The 16,249-nt window shown below is 58.5% G+C and carries 14 protein-coding genes; 5 read left to right on the plus strand and 9 right to left on the minus strand.

The window, feature by feature from the left end; translation table 11 throughout:
• Positions 1 to 56 precede the first annotated feature (56 nt).
• Entirely contained in the window at positions 57 to 1,766 is a 1,710-nt protein-coding gene (gene recJ / locus ACYZTZ_RS02580) for a single-stranded-DNA-specific exonuclease RecJ (RefSeq protein ID WP_461997125.1), read from the plus strand.
• 198 nt (positions 1,767 to 1,964) lie between these two features.
• Complete coding sequence (locus ACYZTZ_RS02585; RefSeq protein WP_461997126.1) at positions 1,965 to 3,071, plus strand: NADH:flavin oxidoreductase/NADH oxidase; 1,107 nt, start codon at positions 1,965 to 1,967, stop codon at positions 3,069 to 3,071.
• A 217-nt stretch (positions 3,072 to 3,288) separates the two neighbouring features.
• Here the strand turns inward: ACYZTZ_RS02585 and ACYZTZ_RS02590 are convergent, their stop codons facing one another.
• Positions 3,289 to 4,914: a glucan biosynthesis protein D gene (locus ACYZTZ_RS02590; RefSeq protein WP_008151641.1), complete on the minus strand. Its 1,626-nt coding sequence runs from the start codon at positions 4,912 to 4,914 to the stop codon at positions 3,289 to 3,291.
• 392 nt (positions 4,915 to 5,306) lie between these two features.
• Here ACYZTZ_RS02590 and ACYZTZ_RS02595 point away from each other — a divergent pair, with 392 nt between their 5' ends.
• On the plus strand, positions 5,307 to 5,492 hold the full coding sequence (locus ACYZTZ_RS02595; RefSeq protein WP_008151642.1) for a hypothetical protein: 186 nt from the start codon (positions 5,307 to 5,309) through the stop codon (positions 5,490 to 5,492).
• 10 nt (positions 5,493 to 5,502) lie between these two features.
• Here the strand turns inward: ACYZTZ_RS02595 and ACYZTZ_RS02600 are convergent, their stop codons facing one another.
• Positions 5,503 to 5,706, minus strand: coding sequence for a hypothetical protein (locus ACYZTZ_RS02600; RefSeq protein WP_461997127.1), 204 nt, complete (start codon positions 5,704 to 5,706; stop codon positions 5,503 to 5,505).
• Between the two features lie 96 nt (positions 5,707 to 5,802).
• The gene (locus tag ACYZTZ_RS02605; RefSeq protein WP_461997128.1) at positions 5,803 to 6,315 is read right to left on the minus strand and encodes a BRO-N domain-containing protein; all 513 of its coding nucleotides are present in this window, start codon (positions 6,313 to 6,315) and stop codon (positions 5,803 to 5,805) included.
• Between the two features lie 439 nt (positions 6,316 to 6,754).
• On the opposite strand from ACYZTZ_RS02605, the gene ACYZTZ_RS02610 reads away from it, so the two are divergent.
• Together ACYZTZ_RS02610 and ACYZTZ_RS02615 are read left to right on the plus strand one after the other, a co-directional pair.
• Positions 6,755 to 8,008 (plus strand): AAA family ATPase, encoded by a 1,254-nt coding sequence (locus ACYZTZ_RS02610; protein WP_461997129.1) that lies wholly within the window; start codon positions 6,755 to 6,757, stop codon positions 8,006 to 8,008.
• Positions 8,009 to 8,010: 2 nt separating this feature from the next.
• A complete protein-coding gene (locus ACYZTZ_RS02615) occupies positions 8,011 to 8,637 on the plus strand; it encodes an RloB family protein (RefSeq protein WP_461997130.1) in 627 nt (208 codons plus the stop codon).
• 44 nt (positions 8,638 to 8,681) lie between these two features.
• On the opposite strand, the gene ACYZTZ_RS02620 is transcribed toward ACYZTZ_RS02615, so the two are convergent.
• The 6 genes from ACYZTZ_RS02620 to ydcS all read right to left on the minus strand — a co-directional run bounded on the left by ACYZTZ_RS02620 (position 8,682) and on the right by ydcS (position 16,213).
• A complete protein-coding gene (locus tag ACYZTZ_RS02620) occupies positions 8,682 to 10,166 on the minus strand; it encodes an APC family permease (protein ID WP_461997131.1) in 1,485 nt (494 codons plus the stop codon).
• Between the two features lie 224 nt (positions 10,167 to 10,390).
• Complete coding sequence (locus tag ACYZTZ_RS02625; protein ID WP_461997132.1) at positions 10,391 to 11,815, minus strand: gamma-aminobutyraldehyde dehydrogenase; 1,425 nt, start codon at positions 11,813 to 11,815, stop codon at positions 10,391 to 10,393.
• Positions 11,816 to 11,982: 167 nt separating this feature from the next.
• Positions 11,983 to 12,825: an ABC transporter permease gene (locus ACYZTZ_RS02630; RefSeq protein ID WP_223429732.1), complete on the minus strand. Its 843-nt coding sequence runs from the start codon at positions 12,823 to 12,825 to the stop codon at positions 11,983 to 11,985.
• Positions 12,815 to 13,762 (minus strand): ABC transporter permease, encoded by a 948-nt coding sequence (locus ACYZTZ_RS02635; protein ID WP_095132350.1) that lies wholly within the window; start codon positions 13,760 to 13,762, stop codon positions 12,815 to 12,817. Before ACYZTZ_RS02635 ends, ACYZTZ_RS02630 begins: the two co-directional genes overlap by 11 nt.
• A 1-nt stretch (position 13,763) precedes the next feature.
• Positions 13,764 to 14,801, minus strand: coding sequence for an ABC transporter ATP-binding protein (locus ACYZTZ_RS02640; RefSeq protein WP_461997133.1), 1,038 nt, complete (start codon positions 14,799 to 14,801; stop codon positions 13,764 to 13,766).
• A 260-nt stretch (positions 14,802 to 15,061) separates the two neighbouring features.
• On the minus strand, positions 15,062 to 16,213 hold the full coding sequence (gene ydcS / locus ACYZTZ_RS02645; RefSeq protein WP_461997134.1) for a putative ABC transporter substrate-binding protein YdcS: 1,152 nt from the start codon (positions 16,211 to 16,213) through the stop codon (positions 15,062 to 15,064).
• Positions 16,214 to 16,249 lie beyond the last annotated feature (36 nt).

Genomic DNA, 16,249 nt, shown 5'->3' on the forward strand with positions numbered 1-16,249 from the left:
CTGGTCTGCGTTACCCGTATTTATCCTACGTATTCAAGAGAAGCACCTGTCACCCCATGCGCATCGAACCTCGCCTGTTGCCCGACACCCTGCCATTCCTCGGTGATCTGCCGCCGCTGCTGACCCGTCTGTACGCGGCGCGGGGCGTGCTGTCCGAGGCTGAACTGGACAAGAGCCTGGCGCGGTTGATCCCGTTTCAGCAACTCAAAGGCATCGATGCAGCGGTGGATTTGCTGGTGACGGCGCTGGAGCAGCGTCAGCGGATTCTGATCGTCGGTGACTTCGACGCCGATGGCGCGACGGCCAGCACCGTGGGCATGTTGGGCTTGCGCCTGCTGGGCGCGGCGCACGTCGACTATTTGGTGCCGAACCGATTCGAGTACGGCTACGGCCTGACGCCGGAAATCGTTGAAGTGGCGCTGACCCGTACACCGCAGTTGCTGATCACTGTGGACAACGGTATCTCCAGCGTTGAAGGCGTGGCGGCAGCGAAAAAGGCCGGCCTCCAGGTGCTGGTCACCGACCACCACTTGCCCGGTGACGAGTTGCCGTTGGCCGATGCCATCGTCAATCCGAACCAGCCGGGTTGCGACTTTCCGAGCAAGGCGCTGGCCGGCGTCGGGGTGATTTTCTATGTGCTGATGGCCCTGCGTGCGCGTTTGCGCAGCCTCGGCTGGTACGAGAGCAAGCCGCAGCCGAACATCGGTGAGTTGCTGGACTTGGTGGCCCTGGGCAGCGTCGCCGACGTGGTACCGCTGGATGCCAACAACCGGATTCTGGTGCACCAAGGCCTGGAGCGGATTCGCGCCGGGCGTGCTCGGCCGGGGATCAAGGCAATCCTCGAAGTCGCCAAGCGTGACCACACACGTATCACCTCTACCGACCTGGGTTTCATTGTTGGCCCGCGTCTGAACGCGGCGGGGCGTCTGGATGACATGAGCCTGGGCATCGAATGCCTGCTCACCGAAGACGCCGGTCTGGCGCGTGAAATGGCCGCTCAACTCGACGGCATGAACCAGGACCGCAAATCCATCGAGCAGGGCATGCAGCGTGAAGCGCTGGCTCAACTGAAGGATTTGCCGGTCGAGTCGATGCCGTTCGGCTTGTGCCTGTTCGATCCCGAGTGGCACCAGGGTGTCATCGGCATCCTCGCGTCGCGTATGAAAGAGCGCTATTTCCGTCCGACCATTGCCTTTGCCGATGCCGGCGATGGCTTGCTCAAGGGCTCGGGGCGTTCGGTTCAGGGGTTTCATATTCGCGACGCGTTGAGCGTGGTGGCGGCGCAGCATCCGAACCTGATCAGCAAATACGGCGGCCATGCCATGGCCGCCGGTTTGACGCTGCCGGAAGCGAATTTTCCGTTGTTCGCCGAAGCCTTTGACGCGGAAGTGCGTAGGCAATTACGCGAAGAAGACCTGACCGGACGATTGCTGTCGGACGGCACGCTGGCGGTCGAGGAATTCCACCTGGAACTGGCCCGCGCCCTGCGCCATGCCGGTCCTTGGGGGCAGCACTTCCCGGAGCCGTTGTTCCACGGCGTGTTCCAGTTGGTCGAGCAGCGGGTGGTCGGCGAGCGGCACCTCAAAGTGGTGCTGAAGAGTGAATGTGGTTCGGTGAAGCTGGATGGCATTGCCTTCGGAATCGACCGCGACATCTGGCCGAATCCGACCATCAAGTGGGTGGAATTGGCCTATAAACTCGACCTCAACGAGTTCCGTGGCAACGAGACGGTGCAGTTGATGATTGCCCACATCGAACCGCGTTGAAGCGATCTTCTGGCACCCAATCCATCTGAACCCTCCCTCATCCCGCGATGTCGACTAGTCTCTAAGCACTGCTTGATTATCCTTGTGACGTCTTGTCGAATTTTTTGCCCGCGGGGGCGGGTGCTGCACCTTTTTCCTGTCACTCGTCGACTTTCAAACAGAACCCTGGAGCCTGCCCACTGATTCGAGAGGTGCCCCATGAGTCTGCTGCTTGAACCCTATACCCTTCGCCAATTGACCCTGCTCAACCGCATTGCGGTGTCGCCGATGTGCCAGTACTCCAGCGTTGATGGACTGGCCAATGACTGGCACCTGGTCCACCTTGGCAGCCGCGCTGTCGGCGGGGCCGGCCTGGTGTTTACCGAAGCCACGGCGGTCACGGCCGACGGGCGCATCACCGCCGAGGACCTCGGCCTGTGGAACGATGAACAGATCGAACCGTTGCAACGCATCACTCGCTTCATTGCGGCGCAAGGCGCTGTGGCCGGCATTCAGTTGGCTCACGCCGGGCGCAAGGCCAGCACCCATCGGCCGTGGATCGGCAAACATGGCAGCGTCAAACCCGAAGACGGTGGCTGGATCCCGGTGGGCCCATCGTCGATTGCTTTCGACCCGCAGCACACACATCCCAAGCCGCTTGATGAAAGCGAGATCGCTGAGGTCATTCAGGCCTTTGTCGCTTCGGCCCAGCGAGCACTGACCGCCGGTTTCAAAGTGGTGGAAATACACGCCGCCCACGGTTACCTGTTGCATCAGTTTCTTTCGCCCCTGAGCAATCAGCGGCGCGATCAATATGGTGGTTCGTTCGAGAACCGAATCCGGCTGGTGCTGCAAGTCACCGAAGCGGTGCGTGCGGTGTGGCCTGAAGAGCTACCGCTGTTCGTGCGGGTGTCGGCCACCGATTGGGTGGAAGACGGCTGGAACCCCGATGAAACCGTGGAGCTGGCGCGACGCCTGAAAGCGTTGGGCGTAGACCTGATTGACGTGTCGTCGGGCGGTACAGCGGCCAACGCCGAGATTCCTACAGGTCCCGGGTATCAGACCCGCTTCGCTGAACGTGTGCGCAAAGAGTCAGGCATTGCCACCGGCACGGTAGGAATGATCACCGAGCCGGCGCAGGCCGAGCACATTCTGCGCACCTGCCAGGCCGACATCATCTTTCTCGCCCGTGAGCTGCTGCGTGATCCGTACTGGCCGCTGCATGCCGATGATGACCTGGGGGGACGCAAAGCCATCTGGCCGGCGCAGTATCAGCGGGCCACCCATCGTGAACAGCCGATTCATGAGTCGGATTTGCGTGATTGATTGATGCTGTAAAACCAAAGCCCCGATCGTTGTGATCGGGGCTTTGGTTTGTCTGATGGATATTCAGCGCTTGTGCTGCTGCCATCGCGAGCAAGCTCGCTCCCACATTGGACCTCCATTAGACATAAATTTTGTATCCAACAAAGATCACCTGTGGGAGCGAGCTTGCTCCGGGCGGCGTTCCGACGATGGGGCCAGCCAAGACACCCAATTACTCTCAGGTGTACTTACGCTTATCCGGTGCAGGCGGGAAGTACTGATACAACCAGGTCTCACTCAACGTCCGGTCATTGGTGCGAATGAACAACCGCAGCTCCACCGGCGCCACGCTGTCATTGGTCGGGTACCAGTCAAAGGTAATGCGGTAACCCTTGATGTCATCCAGTACCAGCACGTTGAAATCCTTCACTTGCCCATTCGAGCACGTGACTACCGGCTCGATCCCCGCACCTTCCGGCAAGCGGTCCAGACCGCCGCCCGTGAAGTCCACGGCAAACCGTCGCGCCCAGACTTCCGGGTAATGCTCGCCCGGCGCCCAGCCTTCGATGAAGCCGCCCATGCCCGAACGAGTGGCGTTGACTCGCGCCAACGGCGTACCGACCGGTGGCAGTGCGCTCCAGTACAGCTTGTAGCCGTAGTTCAGGGAGTCGCCGGCTGCGACCGGTTTCTTCGGGGTCCAGAACGCGACGATGTTATCCAGGGTTTCGCCGGTCGTAGGAATTTCCAGCAGATCGATAGAGCCTTCGCCCCACGCGGTCGTAGGTTCTACCCACAGGCTCGGACGCTTGCTGTACCAGTCGACGGTGTCTTGATAGCTGTCGAACTCGTGATCGGTCTGCACCAGGCCGAAACCTTTCGGATCGGTGTCGGCGAAGGCGTTGAATTGCAGGGTGGCCGGGTTATTCAGCGGGCGGCAGATCCACTCGCCGTTGCCGCGCCACATGGCCAGGCGATCCGAGTCGTGGATTTGCGGGTGAATCGTGTCGCACATGCGCCGTTCATGGGTGCCGCAGCTGAACATGCTGGTCATCGGCGCGATGCCCAGTTGTTCGATGGCGGTGCGCGCATTGATGTGGGCATCGATGCCCATGACGACCTGGCTGGCCTGACAGTCGATGTCGAAACGGTAAGCGCCGGTGGCGCTCGGTGAATCCAGCAGGGCGTAGACCACGAAGCGGGTGCTGTCCTTGTCTGGGGTCTCGAACCAGAACTTGGTGAAGTCCGGGAATTCTTCACGCTTCTTGGCATAGGTATCGATCGCCAGACCGCGTGCCGACAGCCCGTACTGGCCCGAGGCATCGACCGCACGGAAATAGCTGGCGCCGAGGAAGGACAACACGTCGTGCTGGTCCAGCTCCGGGGCCTTGAACAGCTTGAACCCGGAAAACCCCAGGTCGCCCGTGAGCTGTTTGGTGTCGACCGTGGTTTTTTCATAGTTGAACAGGGACGGGCGGAAATGCACCTCCCGCGCCTGACGCGTCTTGGGGTCGACGCTGTACATGCGCACCGGCTGCTTGAAACCCATGCCGACGTGGAAGAACTGCACATCCAGCTGACCGTTGAGGTCATTCCACAGCGAGTGGTTGCCGTCGTAGCGGATCGCGTTGAAGTTCTGCGGCGTCATGGTCGCCAGGGTCGGCGGCAACACCTGCTTGGTGTCCTGATAGCGATTGCCGGCGAGCTGCTTGGCCTGGATCTTCAGCGCCTCGAAGTCGAACGCCTGAGCCTCGCCATCCGCCGCGCCGGTACCGGCCCAGGCCCGCGAAGCCAGCAGGCCGGTGGCTGATAATCCGGTGTAGGCAGCGATGGCCATGGACGCTTTGAGCAAATTCCTGCGGTGCATAAGTTCAACCTGTCGTGAACAATCCCGCGCCGTTCCTGGCACGTGCTGGATCAAAAATAAAGGTTCGGACATGCCTTCGGCCAAACGCAACGGACATTAAACAGATAACAAATAGCTTAAACCGTTCGGTTGTGTAGAAAAAATGATGGGTAGCACTTTGGCTTCGCGGCAATGAAACAAGAAATGTCGGTTAAGTTTTCCGACAGTACTTTCTGATTTATAGGGCATTTCTGCTTTTTTTGACTAATTACTCTAAAAACCGCTTTTCAGCGCCCGGATAGTTTCTATTCTGTGGTCATGACCGGTTTCTGCCCTTCAGGCCGGCGACTGACAAAAAGGAGAGGGCGATGCGGTTTTTGAAGTTTTCTCGGGCTTATAGAAGGACATCGTCCATGACGAAAGTACAAGGCATCACTCAGTTGCTGGGAATCCTTCCTTGCTTGACCACTGTGCGCCGAAGGCGTCGGGTCAGTTCGGACGAGATGAAGTTGTTGGAGCGCTATCGGGAGCTGTCGGAAAGCGACCAGATTGCGATGCGGTATCTGGTGGATGCGATGAGGAGTGTTTCGCGGTTTTGACCGAGGATGGTTACCGTGAAAGCCATTTGGCTTTTACGGTGGCCAGGCAGGTCAGCTTGCCAGCATCGGCGTCGATGATGCCTTCTTGGATTGCTTGGCGGCGAGCCGCGATGTTTTTTAGCTCGATGGTTTGTTGCAGATACTTTTCTGAAAAGGCGCTATCACTTGGAATCACTTCAGTGACGCTTTGGCGGGTGATGCGCGGTTTGCTCATGGCTGCGGATTGCTCTTACGGGAGATTGAACAGGTGTATTCAAACCAAAGGGGCGGACTGTGAAGTCTGCCCCTTTTTCATTTTTTCACTCTACCTTCAACTGCAAGTGCCTACGATCGTGAACGGCCGCTGTGCCTGCATCAGATCAGGCATGTCCCGCCACTTGACCCAGGCCTGATGCTGCCAATGCAGCAGCGGCACCGAGATCCCGGCCCACTGCAACGAACTCAGGCTTGGAATGTTATCCACAGATGTCGCTTTCGACTCACGCAGCGTAGGTATGACTTCGTTGCTCAGCCACTGGCGCAGGTTTCGGTTTTCCGGGACGAAGTGGTGCACCAGAAGGGCGTACATCCCTGATTCGCTGACCATCAGTGATTCGACTGTTTTCCCACTCTTGAGCAACCAGACGTATCGACGCTGATCGGGATCGAGTTTCAGGGTGAGGCGTTGATCCATCGGGCGGCCCATCAGGCGACCGAGGTCCTGGACGCAGAACCAGGCTTGGTTGTCCTGCATGAAGGCGTGGAGGAAGCGGTTGTGGCGGGTGAAGATGGTAGGGGTGAAATACGGATGGGTTTCAGACGGATTTGGTGTGTGCGTAATCATTTTTTCGACTCCATGTTGAAAAAGGAGCCGCCACTAATCCTTCGACAGATTTGGGTGGCGGACCATGTGGCGTTCGAAGTCGGAACATTCTCGATCAACACGGAAGCCGAGAGGCCCGCGCCACACGGCCCACCATAAAGCGAAGCTGAAAGGCAAAAATGCCCCAGTTCATATGGGGACGCGGATGCGCCATGTTGATGATATTCCGGCTTCGACCCCGGGTTGCTGATGTTGCAGCAACGGGTTGAAGCCTATCTGCAAGGCGCTCGCGGTGCCAAGTCTACTCTGGCGCCGCGTGTTGTAGGAATCAGTGTCTTTTCTGGAAGGTTCGATCTGTAGGAATTGCCTGTTTTTGCATGAGGTGCAGTCAAGCAGCGTCACAGTCGTGGTTTTTCCTATAGTTTTTCCCGCATTCAGGAACGAACTGCAGGTTTGCTACATGTTGATCGAATTTTCAGTTTCCAATTATCGCTCCTTCCGTGACAAACAAACCCTGTCCATGGCTGCGACGCCGCGCTTGAGCAAAAAGCGCAACGTGTTCACACCCATCGTAAATGGGGAAAAACTGCCTGATTTATTGAAGGTGGCGGCGATTTACGGACCGAACGCATCCGGTAAATCTTCGCTTATCCGGGCAATGGGGATCATGGGGAGTTTGCTTGCTTCGATACCTACATCAAATGATGAACCGCTACCGGTCTCGCCATTTCGTTTTGACCCGCAACTTCAAAATGAACCCAGCTCTTTTGAGTACAACTTCATCCAACGCGGGGTCCGATATCGGTTTGTTCTGCGCATGACGGCGCAGCGGATTATCGAGGAACAATTGGTTTCCTATCCCAAAGGTAAGGAAACGCTGTTGTATTCGCTTCGTTTTGTTGATGAGGGGGAGCAATATGTTTTTGGCTCAAGCCTTGAGGGTGGTAAAGACGTGCACAACGCTTGGCAGCGTCTGACGAGCCCCAAGATGTTGTTTATTTCGCAGGCGGTTGCGAACAGTAGCGAAGAGTTGACTCAGTTGCGGGGGCCGTTTAGCTGGTTTCAAACCGGTCTACTCGTTATTGAGCAGAACAACATGATGGGGCTGTCAGCAGCGTCCATCAGATTTCTTCGGATGGCATCGGATTACACACATGATTTACGAGACTTTCTAAAAGAAGTGGATATCCCGGTTTCAGCGATCCGGCTCAACACCGAAGACGCAGAGTCTGTTCAACGCACCAAAAAGCTCACACTGAAAGAGTTCTTCGCAGCCGCCCAAAAAGACAAAGTAACCCTGACGCATACGAGTCTTTTAGGCAGTGCGGAGTTTGATTTTTCCGAGGAGTCCGACGGTACGAAAAACCTGATTGGGTTCTGGCTGCCCTGGTTCATGATCAATCACGCCGATGGTAGCGGGATACTTTCTGTCGATGAGTTGGACAGCAGCCTTCATCCCTCAATAGTCGCGGACTTGATTGAGAAGCACCTGGACAGTGGGCTGGATACTCAACTGATCTTTACCACTCACGACACTCATCTAATGAACGCCAAAGCGCTTCGACGCGATCAGTTCTGGATCACCGAAAGAGACGCTAACGGTGCAACCTGCCTTTTTTCTGTTTACGACTTTGAAGGGCGGGAAGGGGAGGATGTCGAGAAGCGTTACTTTGAAGGCCGTTATCGCGGGTTGCCACTGATAAGGCGGGGTTGATCATGGCGCGTTCGATACGGCTATTTGATCGAAAGGCACCGCGGTTCAAGCCTCAACCCAAAGTGTTGATCCTCTGTGAAGACAGCAAGTCAGGAAAGCGATATCTGGAGGAGGCTGCATTTCATTTTCGCGCCAAAGCTCAAGTGGAAATTGCCCACTGTGGCGTCACACACCCAAGCGGCATTGTAGAAACAGCAATAGCCCGCCAGAAAGGCTTCGACAAGGTGTTTTGTGCATTGGATCGCGATACACATCTGTGTTTTGAACGAGCGATAAATCTGGCGAGGTCTCATCCGAAAATCAAAGTCATCGCTTCGTACCCCTGTTTTGAGTTTTGGCTGCTTCTGCACTTCGGTTTCAATCGAAAGCCATTTCGAGCGGTTGGGAAGCACTCTCCAGGCGACTTGGTGGCCAAGAGCCTCAGAGAAAAACCCAGCATGGATAAATACGAAAAAGGCGAAGACACCAACTATTTCGCACAACTTTTAGGTGAGCCCTTCCAAAGGGCGAGAGATTTGGCACCAAAGATTATCGAGGACGTCGCTATCAGTGGCGACCCCAACCCCAGTACCGAAATCCATCTGCTGATGGACGAATTCGAAATTCTCTCCAAACCCCTGCCGATCTAACACTTCAAACCCAGCCCGCATCGCTGCGGGCTGGGCAAGTACCGTTACCGACTAACCTTCCAAGCATCCCCCGCAGGCGCAGTCCCATGGTCATACGGCTTGGCAAGCCACATATAAACCAGCCCCAACCCAATCACGATCGCAGTACTCAACACCATCGCGTAGTTGATGTACCACGCCGCATCCGGTGTGCGCGGCCAGGCCATGTTGATGATCGCGCCGACGCCATAGACCAGCGCGCCGATGTTCACTGCCCAGCCCCAGGGGCCGAGGGTGAATTTGCCGCTTGGTTTCCAGCCTTTCATGCGCGCATACAAAGCGGCGAGCACGATCATCTGGAACGCCAGGTAGATACCTATGGCCGCGAAGCTGACGATGGTTGCCACGGCATCCTGCAGGAAGAAGCCCAGCACAATGATCAGCGCCGGCAGGACGCCGGACACGAACAGTGCAGCAACCGGAACCTGAGTCGTAGGAGAAATCTTCTTCAGCAGTGAGCTGCCGATGATCATTTCATCTCGAGCGTAGGAATACAGCAGTCGACTCGCCGCGGCTTGCAGGCTGATGACGCAGGAGATGAAGGAAATCATCACCACACCCATCACCACTTTCGAACCGACCGGGCCGAAGGCGTTGTTGAGGATGGTGGTGACCGGGTCCTTGTCGGTGCCGTTGATCACCGCTTGCATGTCTGGCACGGCGAGGATCAGCGCCAGGCAGGCGAACATCGCCGCGATGCCGCCGATGTAGATGGTCATGCGCATGGCCACCGGGATCTGTTTGCTCGGGTTCGGGGTTTCTTCGGCCACATCGCCGCAGGCCTCGAAGCCGTAGTACAGGAACATCCCCGCCAGCGAGGCGGTGAGAAACGCCGGCAGGTAGGAGCCATCAATGCTGATATCGAAGGTATTGAACAACACACTGATCGATTGATGACGTTCGAAGATCAGCAGGTAAACGCCGACGATCACCGCACCGACCAGTTCGCAGAGGAAGCCGAACATGGCGATCCGTGCCAGCACTTTGGTGCCGCTGAGGTTGACCAGAGTGGCGAACAACGTCAGGAACAGTGCGATGACGATGTTGGTGTTGTTGCTCGGTTCAAAGCCCATCATGGCGGCCAGGTACGGACCGGCGCCCACCGCAACGGCGGCGATGGTGACGCACAGGGCGATGGAGTAGATCCAGCCGACCATCCACGCCCAGCGCTTGCCCACCAAGCGGCGAGCCCACGGGTACACGCCGCCGGAAATCGGGAACTGCGAGACCACCTCACCGAAGATCAGGCACACCAGCAACTGGCCGCAACCGACCAGCAAATAGGCCCAGAACATCGGTGGCCCACCGGCGGCGAGGCACAGGCCGAACAGGGTATAAACCCCTACGACCGGAGAGAGATAAGTGAAGCCCAGGGCGAAGTTTTCCCACAGGCTCATGCTGCGATTGAAGTTCGAGGTGTAACCCAGTTTGCGTAGCTGCTCGGCGTCGCTGTCCGCGACGGGTACAGCGAGTTCGGGTGTTGTATCCATGGTGTTAGCTCCGGAAAATCGGCAGATTTCGGATGTCCGAAACCGTGACAGGGCCATGACGGCGCTGCCCGGATCGGTGGTTATTGTTTTGGCTTCTTTGGGGTGGAACCTGTGGTGCGTGTTGCCGAGATCATCCTTGAGATCGGGGTGACACCTTCGCGAGCAGGCTCGCTCCCACAGGGGAATGCATTCCAAATGTGGGAGCGAGCCTGCTCGCGAAGCTTTTAGTGCTTGAACATCACATGCCGAACGACGGTGTAGTCCTCCAGCCCGTACATGGACATGTCCTTGCCATAACCGGACAGTTTCTGACCGCCGTGAGGCATTTCGCTGACCAGCATGAAGTGCGTATTCACCCAGGTGCAGCCGTACTGCAAGCGTGCGGACAAGCGATGCGCACGACCGACGTCCGAGGTCCAGACCGACGACGCCAGGCCGTAGTTCGAATCGTTGGCCCAGCCCAGCACCTGTGCTTCATCGGCGAATTTGGTCACCGATACCACCGGCCCGAACACTTCGCGACGGACGATTTCATCGTCCTGTTGCGCGTCGGCCAACACCGTTGGTTCGAAGAAGAAGCCATTGCCTTCCACAGCCTTACCGCCGGTGATCAATCGGATATGCGGCTGCGCCACGGCACGTTCGACAAACCCGGCCACACGGTCGCGATGTTGCGCGGTGATCAACGGGCCCAGTTCGGTCGACGGATCGTCCTGCACACCGTACTTGATGCTGCTGACCGCTTCGCCGAGCTTCTCGACGAATTTGTCGTAGATGCCTTCCTGCGCGTAGATGCGGCAGGCGGCGGTGCAGTCCTGGCCGGCGTTGTAGAAACCGAAGGTGCGAATGCCTTCCACGGCTGCATCGATGTCGGCGTCGTCGAAGATGATCACCGGGGCCTTGCCGCCCAGTTCCATGTGCATGCGTTTGACGCTGTCGGCGGTGCTGGAAATGATGTTCGAACCGGTGGCAATCGAGCCGGTCAACGAGACCATGCGCACTTTCGGGTGTGTGACCAGCGGGCTACCGACCGTAGGCCCACGACCGAACACCAGGTTAAGCACACCGGCCGGGAAAATGTCCGACGCCAGTTCCGCCAGACGCAGCGCGGTCAGCGGGGTTTGTTCCGACGGCTTGAGCACTACGGTATTACCCGCCGCGAGGGCTGGAGCGATTTTCCAGGCGACCATCATCAGCGGGTAGTTCCACGGTGCGATGGAGGCGATCACGCCGACCGGGTCGCGGCGGATCATCGAGGTGTGGCCGTGCAGGTATTCACCGCCCGCCGAACCGCTCATGCAACGGCTGGCGCCAGCGAAGAAACGGAACACGTCGGCAATCGCCGGGATCTCGTCGTTCAGCGCGGCGCTGTAAGGCTTGCCGCAGTTGTCCGACTCCAGTTTGGCCAGCTCTTCGCCGTGGGCTTCAATGGCGTCGGCGAGTTTGAGCAGTAGCAGCGAACGTTCTTTCGGCGTGGTTTGCGACCAGCCTTCAAAAGCGCTGTCGGCGGCACGCACGGCGGCATCGACCTGGGCTTCACTGGCTTCGTTGATTTCCACCAACACACGACCGAGGGCCGGGTTGAACACCGGTTGGGCGGGGCCTTCGCCGTCGATCAGTTGGCCATTGATCAAGAGTTTGGTTTGCATGGCTTTGTCCTCATTGCAGCTTTTATTTTTCTGTCGGAACCCGATCAAACTGTGGGAGCGAGCCTGCTCGCGATGGCGGTCTTACAGTCGACATCACTGCTGAATGACAGTCAGTCATCGCGAGCAGGCTCACTCCCACAATGGATTCGGTTCCTACAGTTATTCGGTTATTTCCCGCCACTGCCCGCAACGCTTTCGCCGCCACGGGTCAGGTAATAGGCGCCGAGGATCGGCAGCATGGTCACCATCATCACCAGCATCGCGACGACGTTGGTCACCGGCACGTCCCGTGGGCGGCTGAGCTGGTTGAGCAGCCACAGCGGCAGGGTGCGTTCATGGCCGGCGGTGAAGGTGGTGACGATGATTTCGTCGAACGACAGGGCAAACGCCAACATGCCGCCGGCCAGCAACGCCGAGCCGAGGTTCGGCAGGACGATGTAGCGAAAGGTCTGCCAGCCGTCGGCGCCGAGGTCCATCGAAGCCTCGATCAAACTGTGCGAAGTGCGACGCAAGCGGGCGATGACGTTGTTGTAGACGATCACCACACAGAAGGTCGCGTGACCGACGATGATGGTGAACATCCCCGGCTCAATGCCCAGCGTCTTGAAGGTCGCCAGCAACGCGATGCCGGTGATGATCCCCGGCAAGGCAATCGGCAGGATCAGCATCAGCGAGATGCCTTGCTTGCCGAAGAAATCGCGGCGGTACAACGCCGCCGATGCCAGTGTGCCGAGGACCAATGCAATCAACGTCGCGACGGAAGCGATTTGCAGCGACAGCTTGATCGCTTCCAGCACGTCGGGACGCGAGAACGCCACGCCGATCCACTTCAACGTGAAGCCTTTAGGCGGAAAACTGAACGCTGCGTCTTCGGTGTTGAAGGCGTACAGGAAGATGATCAGGATCGGAAAGTGCAGAAACACCAACCCGCCCCAGGCGGCGATGCGCAGGCCGAGCGAGGCTTTCTCGCCGTGCGTTTCTGGCCTTGGTTTTTTCGCATCAGAGCGCATCGAAGGCCCCCAGTCGTTTCACGACAGTCAGGTAAATGGCGATCAACACAATCGGCACCAACGTGAAGGCCGCAGCCATCGGCATGTTGCCGATCGCGCCTTGCTGGGCGTACACCATGCTGCCGACGAAGTAGCCCGGCGGGCCCACCAGTTGCGGCACGATGAAGTCGCCCAAGGTCAGTGAAAAGGTGAAGATCGAACCGGCCGCGATGCCTGGAATCGACAGCGGCAGCGTCACTTGCATGAAGGTCTGGCGTGGCTTGGCACCGAGGTCGGCCGACGCTTGCAGCAACGACGGCGGCAGACGTTCCAGCGAGGCCTGGATCGGCAGGATCATGAACGGCAGCCAGATGTAGACGAACACCATGAACCGGCCCAGGTGCGAGGTCGACAAGGTGCTGCCGCCCACGCCCGGAATGCCCAGAATGAACTGCAAAACCGGCTCAAGACCCAGGTGCTGAACGAACCACTGCGCCACGCCGCCCTTGGCCAGCAGCAAGGTCCAGGCATACGCCTTGACGATGTAACTGGCCCACATCGGCATCATCACCGCGATGTAGAAAAACGCCTTGGTTTTGCCGGTGGTGTAGCGCGCCATGTAGTAGGCGATCGGGAACGCGACGATGGCGCTGGCGATCGACACGACGACGGCCATGCTCAAGGTGCGCAGGATGATGTCGAAGTTCGACGGCTGGAACAGCGCAGCGAAGTTCGCCAGGGTCAGGTCGGGCGTGACCGCCATGGTGAAGTCATCGAAGGTGTAGAAACCTTGCCACAGCAGAACCAGCAGCGAACCGAGGTAGATCGCGCCGAACCACAGCAATGGCGGGACCAGCAGCATCGACAGGTACAGGTTCGGCCGGCGATACAGCAGGTTGGAAAACCTGCGCAACGGCGAGCCGCCGGCCGGGGTTTGAGGGAGAGCCACGCTGTTCATCTCACACCCCACCGACAGCGTTGTCGTGCAGCGGGATCATCGCTTCCCGTGCCCAGCGTGCGCTGATGCGTTGCCCGGTCTGATGTTGCGCGCTGACGTCCAGCCACTGGACGTTGGCCTGGCTGATGTTCAGGGTCTGGCCGTTTTCCAGTTTCAGTTCATAGCGCGTGGCGCTGCCCTGGTACTGAATGTCGTGGAGCAAACCGCTGACTTCGATTTCATGGCTGGCCAGCGGCCCTTCGGCGAAACGCACGTGTTCCGGGCGAATCGAAAACGGCTGTGGATTGCCGCTCAATAGTTTCGCCAGGTCACCGCGAATCACGTTGGAGGTGCCGACGAATTCCGCCACAAAGGTTGTAGCCGGTTTCATGTAGAGGTTGCGCGGAGTGTCGACCTGTTCGATGCGCCCCTTGTTGAATACCGCCACGCGATCCGACATCGACAGCGCTTCGGTCTGGTCGTGGGTGACGAAGATGAAGGTGATGCCGAGCTGGCGTTGCAGCTTCTTCAATTCACCCTGCATTTGCTCGCGCAGCTTCAAATCGAGTGCACCCAACGGTTCATCGAGCAGCAGCACGCGCGGACGATTGACCAGGGCGCGGGCCAGGGCCACACGCTGGCGCTGGCCGCCGGACAGTTGCACCGGTTTGCGCTCGCCGTAACCGCCAAGGGCGACCATGTCGAGGGCTTCTTCGGCGCGTTTCTGGCGTTCGGACTTGCCGACGCCTTTGACCTTCAAACCGTAGGCGACGTTGTCGAGTACGTTCATGTGCGGGAACAGCGCGTAATCCTGGAACACGGTGTTCACGTCACGCTGATACGGCGGCAGCCCGGCGGCTTCTTCGCCGTGAATACGGATAGAGCCCGCACTCGGTTGTTCGAAACCGGCGATCAGGCGCAGACAGGTGGTTTTGCCCGAGCCGGAAGGGCCCAGCATGGAAAAGAACTCGCCGTCCTGGATATCGATGGAAACCCGGTCAACGGCCTTCACTTCGCCGAACTGACGGGAAACGTTGGTGAACTGGACTGCAAGCGTCATGGTGCGGTGCTCCAAAAAGGCGAGGGCCTCACAGCGGCCCCTGCCTGGACTTCTGAAAAATCTGAATCGTTGCGGTGTACGCGATCTGCTTTTAGCTCCCTCTCCCTCCGGGAGAGGGCGGGGGGTGAGGGCGCGTGTCGGTCATTCCCAAGAATCGAGGTGGAGTCAAAAACCACCCCTCACCCCAGCCCTCCCGAAACGTCGGACCGCCCCACAGGGGAGAGGGGGGAAAGGGAGCCGACCGTGTCGTTCTTGAGAACTCAGCGACCGCCCATGATCGCGATGTAGTCCTGCGTCCAGCGGCTGTACGGCACAAACTTGCCGCCTTCAGCCTGCGGGGTTTTCCAGAAGGCCAGGTTGTCGAATTGGTCGTAACCGTTGGTCTTGCAACCTTCGGCGCCGAGCAATTCGCTTTCCTTGCACCCGGCCGGAACCGAAGGCAACGAACCGAACCATGCCGCCAGGTCACCCTGGACTTTCGGTTGCAGCGACCAGTCCATCCACTTGTAGGCGCAGTTCGGGTGCTTGGCTTCGGCGTGGAGCATGGTGGTGTCGGCCCAACCCGTTGCACCTTCTTTTGGAATGACCGAGGCAACCGGCTGCTTGTCCGCCACCAGGCCGTTGACCATGTAACCCCAGGTGCTGGACGCCGCCACGCCTTCGTTTTTGACGTCACTCATCTGGACCGTTGCGTCATGCCAGTAGCGGTGGATCAAGGGCTGTTGCTTGCGAAGCAGCTCCAGCGCCGCTTTGTATTGGGCTTCGTTGAGCTGGTACGGGTCTTTGATGCCCAGTTCCGGCTGTTTCGATTTGAGATAAAGCGCTGCATCGGCGATGTAGATCGGGCCGTCGTAGGCCTGGACCCGACCCTTGTTGGACTTGCCGTCCGGCAGGGTTTGCTCTTCGAACACCACACTCCAGCTGTCCGGCGCTGTTTTGAAGATATTGGTGTTGTACATCAACACGTTCGGGCCCCATTGGTACGGGGTGCCGTAGGTTTGCTTATTGACGACGTACCACGGGCCGTCCTTGAGGCGAGGGTCAATGTTCTTCCAGTTCGGGATCAACGCCGTGTTGATCGGCTGCACACGCTTGCCGGCGATCAACCGCAGGGAGGCATCGCCGGATGCAGTCACCAGGTCGTAACCACCCTTGGACATCAGGCTGACCATCTCATCGGAAGTGGCGGCTGTCTTGACGTTGACCTTGCAGCCGGTTTCCTTTTCGAAGCCGGTGACCCAGTCGTAGGCCTTGTCGCTTTCGCCACGTTCGATGTAGCCAGGCCAGGCCACAATATCCAGCTGACCTTCGCCGGCACCGACGGCTTTCAGCGGTTCGGCGGCCTGGATACTGGCACTGGCCAGCAGCGCGGTGGTGATTGCACTGAGCAGTGCGGTCTTGTGCACGAACATGGGGTTTCCCTCTTCTTTAATTATGGTCGGGGCAGT

Source organism: Pseudomonas sp. LB3P58 (assembly GCF_054897895.1).

What these genes read in the sequence shown, in the direction of transcription:
- ACYZTZ_RS02635 (WP_095132350.1), bottom strand. Translation starts at nt 13,762, where the DNA reads ATGAACAGCGTGGCTCTCCCTCAAACCCCGGCCGGCGGCTCGCCGTTG.
- ydcS (WP_461997134.1), bottom strand. Translation starts at nt 16,213, where the DNA reads ATGTTCGTGCACAAGACCGCACTGCTCAGTGCAATCACCACCGCGCTG.
- ACYZTZ_RS02640 (WP_461997133.1), bottom strand. Translation starts at nt 14,801, where the DNA reads ATGACGCTTGCAGTCCAGTTCACCAACGTTTCCCGTCAGTTCGGCGAA.
- ACYZTZ_RS02610 (WP_461997129.1), top strand. Translation starts at nt 6,755, where the DNA reads ATGTTGATCGAATTTTCAGTTTCCAATTATCGCTCCTTCCGTGACAAA.
- ACYZTZ_RS02590 (WP_008151641.1), bottom strand. Translation starts at nt 4,914, where the DNA reads ATGCACCGCAGGAATTTGCTCAAAGCGTCCATGGCCATCGCTGCCTAC.
- ACYZTZ_RS02585 (WP_461997126.1), top strand. Translation starts at nt 1,965, where the DNA reads ATGAGTCTGCTGCTTGAACCCTATACCCTTCGCCAATTGACCCTGCTC.
- ACYZTZ_RS02620 (WP_461997131.1), bottom strand. Translation starts at nt 10,166, where the DNA reads ATGGATACAACACCCGAACTCGCTGTACCCGTCGCGGACAGCGACGCC.
- ACYZTZ_RS02595 (WP_008151642.1), top strand. Translation starts at nt 5,307, where the DNA reads ATGACGAAAGTACAAGGCATCACTCAGTTGCTGGGAATCCTTCCTTGC.
- ACYZTZ_RS02625 (WP_461997132.1), bottom strand. Translation starts at nt 11,815, where the DNA reads ATGCAAACCAAACTCTTGATCAATGGCCAACTGATCGACGGCGAAGGC.
- recJ (WP_461997125.1), top strand. Translation starts at nt 57, where the DNA reads ATGCGCATCGAACCTCGCCTGTTGCCCGACACCCTGCCATTCCTCGGT.
- ACYZTZ_RS02615 (WP_461997130.1), top strand. Translation starts at nt 8,011, where the DNA reads ATGGCGCGTTCGATACGGCTATTTGATCGAAAGGCACCGCGGTTCAAG.
- ACYZTZ_RS02605 (WP_461997128.1), bottom strand. Translation starts at nt 6,315, where the DNA reads ATGATTACGCACACACCAAATCCGTCTGAAACCCATCCGTATTTCACC.
- ACYZTZ_RS02600 (WP_461997127.1), bottom strand. Translation starts at nt 5,706, where the DNA reads ATGAGCAAACCGCGCATCACCCGCCAAAGCGTCACTGAAGTGATTCCA.
- ACYZTZ_RS02630 (WP_223429732.1), bottom strand. Translation starts at nt 12,825, where the DNA reads ATGCGCTCTGATGCGAAAAAACCAAGGCCAGAAACGCACGGCGAGAAA.